The 5,308-nt window shown below is 42.1% G+C and carries 6 protein-coding genes; 1 reads left to right on the top strand and 5 read right to left on the bottom strand.

Going from position 1 to position 5,308, the window contains the following annotated elements; genetic code table 11:
- Positions 1 to 103: 103 nt before the first annotated feature.
- Positions 104 to 844: a MerR family transcriptional regulator gene (locus tag NFR56_RS09735; protein WP_195423985.1), complete on the bottom strand. Its 741-nt coding sequence runs from the start codon at positions 842 to 844 to the stop codon at positions 104 to 106.
- Positions 845 to 1,122: 278 nt separating this feature from the next.
- Positions 1,123 to 2,067 (bottom strand): mannose-6-phosphate isomerase, class I, encoded by a 945-nt coding sequence (gene manA, locus NFR56_RS09730; protein ID WP_003005297.1) that lies wholly within the window; start codon positions 2,065 to 2,067, stop codon positions 1,123 to 1,125.
- 115 nt (positions 2,068 to 2,182) lie between these two features.
- Between manA and queG the strand changes: the two genes are divergently transcribed.
- The gene (gene queG / locus NFR56_RS09725; protein ID WP_070665525.1) at positions 2,183 to 3,322 is read left to right on the top strand and encodes a tRNA epoxyqueuosine(34) reductase QueG; all 1,140 of its coding nucleotides are present in this window, start codon (positions 2,183 to 2,185) and stop codon (positions 3,320 to 3,322) included.
- A 21-nt stretch (positions 3,323 to 3,343) separates the two neighbouring features.
- Here the strand turns inward: queG and NFR56_RS09720 are convergent, their stop codons facing one another.
- The 3 genes from NFR56_RS09720 to NFR56_RS09710 form a co-directional block, all read right to left on the bottom strand.
- The gene (locus NFR56_RS09720) at positions 3,344 to 3,970 is read right to left on the bottom strand and encodes a GNAT family N-acetyltransferase (RefSeq protein ID WP_195423981.1); all 627 of its coding nucleotides are present in this window, start codon (positions 3,968 to 3,970) and stop codon (positions 3,344 to 3,346) included.
- Positions 3,971 to 4,053: 83 nt separating this feature from the next.
- A complete protein-coding gene (locus tag NFR56_RS09715) occupies positions 4,054 to 4,569 on the bottom strand; it encodes a phosphatase PAP2 family protein (RefSeq protein ID WP_195423979.1) in 516 nt (171 codons plus the stop codon).
- A 219-nt stretch (positions 4,570 to 4,788) separates the two neighbouring features.
- On the bottom strand, positions 4,789 to 5,199 hold the full coding sequence (locus tag NFR56_RS09710; RefSeq protein WP_070505238.1) for a peptide deformylase: 411 nt from the start codon (positions 5,197 to 5,199) through the stop codon (positions 4,789 to 4,791).
- Positions 5,200 to 5,308: the final 109 nt, after the last annotated feature.

The following is a 5,308-nucleotide window of genomic DNA, read 5'->3' as shown; positions in this document are numbered from 1 at the left end:
TACGCTGATTTCATCAGCTTTTACAGCCCTACTCAACTGTGCGGAGGTGGGACGACGAAATCGAATTCTAACGAATTCCGATTTCTGTCCCACTCTCACTTTTTTATTTTGCTTGATTTTCGACATAAAAGGCAATGATATTCGAAGTGTACTGGGCTGTGCCAGCTCCAAACTTGTCGATATTTTCCTTGAATTCTGGATTATAAACATAGCCTTTGCCGATATGGCCAAAAACCTCTATAGAGCAGTCAAATCCATACGTTCGAATCGCGTCTAAAAGTTTGGCGGCTTCTTCTTGGTTTTCCGATGCTGTTACTGGCAAACCTGCTTGGAGGTTTTTAGCCAAGGCTTGAAAGACTTGATTAAAGGCTCTTGTCGCCTCCTCTTCTCGACCTTTTTGGCGTTCAAGCGCTTGGTCCATGACTTCTTGACCATATTTCTCTACTGCTTCTTGGTGGTATTTTTGATTGTCTTGATAGCTAAATCCAGTGAATTTTTCCTCAATGGTCATGTTTCTTTCTCCTTTTTGTTCTTGAATGGTTTTTTGCAAGGTGGCAATCAAGGTATCCAGATGTTGTCTTTCTCGAGTTAGATAGTCCAACTGCCTGGTCAAATGGGGCAATAAGTTAGATTTTTCTTCGGCTAAGAGTTCTGCTATTTGGTCTAAGGAAAATCCTAGATACTTGTAGTAGAGAATCACCTGTAATCGTTCTAAATCTTCTTGACTGTATGTCCGATAGCCATTTTCAGATTTCACAGGGACGAGAAGTCCTATCTTGTCATAGTGGTGCAAGGTCTTGACAGAGACACCCGACAGCTCTGCAGCTTCTTTGATATGGTACATGATTTCCTCCTTATACTCAATGAAGATCAAAGAGCAAACTAGGAAGCTAGCCGCAGGTTGCTCAAAGCACTGCTTTGAGGTTGTAGATAGAACTGACGAAGTCAGTAACATATGTACGGCAAGGCGACGCTGACGTGGTTTGAATTTGATTTTCGAAGAGTATTACAAGGATAGTATAACCCCTACCCTTAGGTCAGAGTCAAGGCTTAACATAAAAAAGTTTTCAGATAAAAAAGGCTTGAGTTGTTTCACAACTTTTAACTCAAACCCTTTCTTTTTTATGGATGACTTACGATTAATTCTAAACCTTGTCCTTCCAAAGTCCAAGATTCAACATCGCTCGGTAAGATAAAGTGGCTTCCTTTTTGAATAGGATAATCCTTTCCATCTACCGTCAATTTCCCTTCTCCGGCTAAGACGCTCAACAAGCTGTAATCAGCGGTCTTTTCAAAATCAGCTTTTCCAGTCAGTTCCCACTTATAAACGGTGAAGAAATCACTGGCAACCAAGGTGGTCATTCGAAGATCATCGATTACAACTGTATCTGGATGGCTATTGGCAGGCTCACCGATGTTTAACACATCAATTGATTTTTCCAAGTGAAGTTCACGCAAGTTTCCTTGAGCATCCTTACGGTCAAAATCATAAACCCGGTAGGTGGTGTCACTCGACTGTTGGGTTTCAAGAATCAATATTCCAGATCCAATGGCGTGCATGGTCCCACTTGGCACATAGAAGAAATCTCCAGCCTTGACAGGAACTTTTGTCAGCAAGGCATCCCAGTTCTTGTCCTCAATTTGCTGGCGGAGTTCTTCTTTTGACTTGGCATTGTGCCCATAGATAATCTCAGATCCTTCATCAGCCGCAATCACATACCAACACTCAGTTTTTCCAAGTTCTCCTTCATGCTCCATTGCATAGGTATCATCTGGGTGCACCTGTACACTGAGCCAATCGTTGGCATCCAAAATCTTTGTTAATAAAGGAAAGACAGGTTCTTTACGATTACCGAATAATTCCCGATGCTCTTGATAGAGCTGATCCAATCCCATTCCTTCGTATGGACCATTGGCTACTTTAGAAACCCCATGTGGATGGGCTGAAATCGCCCAAAATTCACCGACATGGTCGCTCGGAATTTCGTAACCAAATTCTTCTTTCAGACGAGTTCCTCCCCAAATTTTTTCCTGCATGACTGAATGTAAAAATAATGGTTGTCCCATAATATCCTCCTCGCATTTCATGTTTCTATTATACAAAAAAAAGAAAGTTTTTGAAAGCCCTTTCCATCATTTTCCTCTCTCGCCAGAAACTTCATTTTTGTGTATAATGAAAGGGATGACACTAAAAGAAAACATTATCCAACTGGCGCATTCTATTGGGATTTCAAAAATTGGCTTTACAACCGCTGATGACTTCGCTTATTTGGAAAAATCGCTCCGCTTGGCCGTTGAGGAAGGACGGAATTCTGGATTCGAGCATAAGAATATTGAAGAGCGCATCCAACCCAAATTAAGTCTCTCCTCCGCTAAGACCATCATCTCAATCGCTGTCGCCTACCCCCACAAACTCAAGCAGCAACCTCAAAAAACAGCCTATAAAAGAGGAAAATTCACGCCCAACAGCTGGGGATTAGACTACCATTATGTCCTTCAAGACAAGCTCAACCGCTTAGCTGCTGGGATTGAAGAAATGACGCAAGATTTTGAATACAAGGGCATGGTCGATACTGGAGCACTGGTTGATACGGCTGTCGCCCAACGAGCTGGTATTGGCTTTATCGGAAAAAATGGCTTGGTCATTTCAAAAGAATACGGTTCTTACATGTTTCTGGGCGAATTGATTACCAACCTCGAAATCGAACCGGATCAGCCAGTCGACTATGGTTGTGGAGACTGTCGACGTTGTTTAGATGCATGCCCAACCTCCTGTTTAATCGGAGATGGCTCTATGAATGCCAAGCGTTGTTTGTCCTTCCAAACCCAAGACAAGGGCATGATGGACCTAGAATTTCGCAAGAAAATTAAAACGGTCATCTATGGATGTGACATCTGTCAGATTTGCTGCCCTTATAACAAAGGGCTAGATAATCCCTTAGCAACAGAAATCGATCCTGATCTGGCTCATCCAGAGTTGATTCCTTTTATCGAGCTGTCCAACGGACAATTTAAGGAAAAATTCGGACATGTTGCTGGAAGTTGGCGAGGCAAGAACATCCTCCAGCGCAATGCCATCATTGCATTAGCCAATGCCAATGACCGTTCGGCCATCCCTAAGCTCCTGAACATCATCGAAACTTCACAAAATCAGATTCATATTGCAACGGCTATCTGGTCCTTAGGGCAACTGCTTCGTGAAGTCACGCCGGACCTTGTTGAGCTCTTACGGAATATCAAACATCCGACCGATGCTATCATAGAAGAACGAACTGCTTTCTTTGAAAAATTCGGCATTCAAGCAGATTCACAGCTACAATGAAAAAACACTAAGGTTGTATCCTTAGTGTTTTTTTAGTTCCTTCAAGAAATACCAACTACCCATCTCTACTTGGTTAAAGCTAATCTCACTTGAATAGACTTCCTTGTAACCATTTTTCGTGTAAAAATAGACATTACCTTTGGTATTGGTATAAAAGGCTAGTTTTTCACCTTTGATCTCTTCCAAGAAAGGCTCAATTCCTTCTGTCATAAAGCGACTGCCATAGCCCTGCCGTTGGTGTTTAGGGGCGACTGCGAGAAGCATCAAATACCAATCAAAGTCTACATTTTGCTCCAATTCCTTATCCGTGTCCTCCATAAATTTAAAGTAGGACAACATATTCTTCAAGGAAATAAACTTGAGCAAACCGAATCCCCCATTTAAGAGATAGGCCCGAAAAGGAATCGGTCCCTTTTGCAACAAGGCAACTGCATAAATTTCATCATTTTTTTCTGCCACAAGGCAAATATGGTGCTTAAGAAAAACCTTTACCAGGATGCGCATCATTGCCTCAACAAAGGCAGGGTATTGCTTGGGATCACGCACCAAATCCTTGATAACTTTTAAAAATAGATAGTCCTCAAAAGCTGTACTGGCTACTCGAACCACCTGATCCAGATCTGCTTTTTTTGCTTTTCTGTACTTCATCTTCTCTCCTATTCTAAGTCCACTTTCCAGTATACACTATCCCTCGCTCTTAGACAAAGGTCAATTTTCAGCAATTTGTTCATTCAAGCCAGCAAAAAGAGTCCTCCCCAGACGAGTCCTAGCCCCCAAGCGACGAGGGCATCCTTGGGATAATGAACTCCTCCAAGAACTCGGACAAGGGCTAATAGAAGAGATAGGAGCATCGAGCACATTCCTAGCGGAAGAGACAACTGGCAGACACACATGGAGATAATGGTCGCCGAAAAAACATGTCGGCTAGGAAAGGAATGACCGGATGAATTTTTTTCTAATAATGGTTGAATCTCCCATTTTTCATAAGGTCTTGGAACATTGACCCAATGACGAAAGAGGCTAAACAAGACAAAACCCGAAGCAGGGATCCAGATAAAAGGCCAGATTCCTCCAAGCGAAGTTTTCTTTAAAAACAGCCAACAAAAAACCATTCCGTAGACGCCTGGCATCACAAGCGTCAAGATTCGATTCATCCGTTTAAGGACCTGTATCCGACTTGGTTTTTTCGTAAAAGGCAAGGTTAGCCAACGATAAAATTTTGGATAATCGTGAAGGTTACGCTTCATGTTGGCACTCCTGTCTTTCATCTCATTTTTGTACTACTAGTATACGCGATCCTAAGAAAACCTGTCAAGCAAGGCTTCTTTTTTATTGTTTCTTTCTTCTTTTTCTATACAACCGCTATTCCTTTTTTTGCTTTTATCAATTTTATGTCTCCAAGAATCGACTTTTCTATCACTTTTTCCTAGTAAAAAATGGAGTCGAATCGACTCCATCCTTCATCTTTAGATAATAATACCTTCTAGATGATCCATTTCGTGCTGACAGATCTGGGCTGGAAAACCTGACAACTGAATTGTTTTTGCTTTCCAATTCACATCTCGATAGGCCACTGAAATCTCCTCATAACGAGTGGTCGGCCGACTCCCCACCAAGGACAAGCATCCTTCTTCTGTTTGGTAAGGCTTTTTCTTTTCAAGGAGAACAGGATTAAACAGGACCAAATTTTCACTTCCCATTCGGATGATAATCGCCCGTTTTTTCACCCCGATCATATTAGCCGCTAAACCCACACACTCAAGGAGATGAGCATTTAAAGTGTCCTGCAAATCCAAAGCCAAGGTGCGATCCTCAGGTGTCGCTTCCTCTGACTTTTGACCCAAGAATAAGACATCTTTTACAATATTCTTTTTCATTCCTTCCTCACTTCTTGATAGGTAGACGAAAGAAGAGAGTGGGACAGAAATCGGTAATTCGTTAGAATTCGATTTCGTCGTCCCACCTCCGCACAGTTGAGTAGGGCTG

Source organism: Streptococcus caecimuris (genome assembly GCF_943193075.1).
In the GTDB taxonomy this organism is placed as follows: Bacteria; Bacillota; Bacilli; order Lactobacillales; family Streptococcaceae; genus Streptococcus; species Streptococcus caecimuris.
Note: the sequence above shows the minus strand (reverse complement) of the source record. Positions and strands in the feature narration are given on the sequence as shown.

What these genes read in the sequence shown, in the direction of transcription:
- NFR56_RS09735 (WP_195423985.1), bottom strand. Translation starts at nt 844, where the DNA reads ATGTACCATATCAAAGAAGCTGCAGAGCTGTCGGGTGTCTCTGTCAAG.
- manA (WP_003005297.1), bottom strand. Translation starts at nt 2,067, where the DNA reads ATGGGACAACCATTATTTTTACATTCAGTCATGCAGGAAAAAATTTGG.
- queG (WP_070665525.1), top strand. Translation starts at nt 2,183, where the DNA reads ATGACACTAAAAGAAAACATTATCCAACTGGCGCATTCTATTGGGATT.
- NFR56_RS09720 (WP_195423981.1), bottom strand. Translation starts at nt 3,970, where the DNA reads ATGAAGTACAGAAAAGCAAAAAAAGCAGATCTGGATCAGGTGGTTCGA.
- NFR56_RS09715 (WP_195423979.1), bottom strand. Translation starts at nt 4,569, where the DNA reads ATGAAGCGTAACCTTCACGATTATCCAAAATTTTATCGTTGGCTAACC.
- NFR56_RS09710 (WP_070505238.1), bottom strand. Translation starts at nt 5,199, where the DNA reads ATGAAAAAGAATATTGTAAAAGATGTCTTATTCTTGGGTCAAAAGTCA.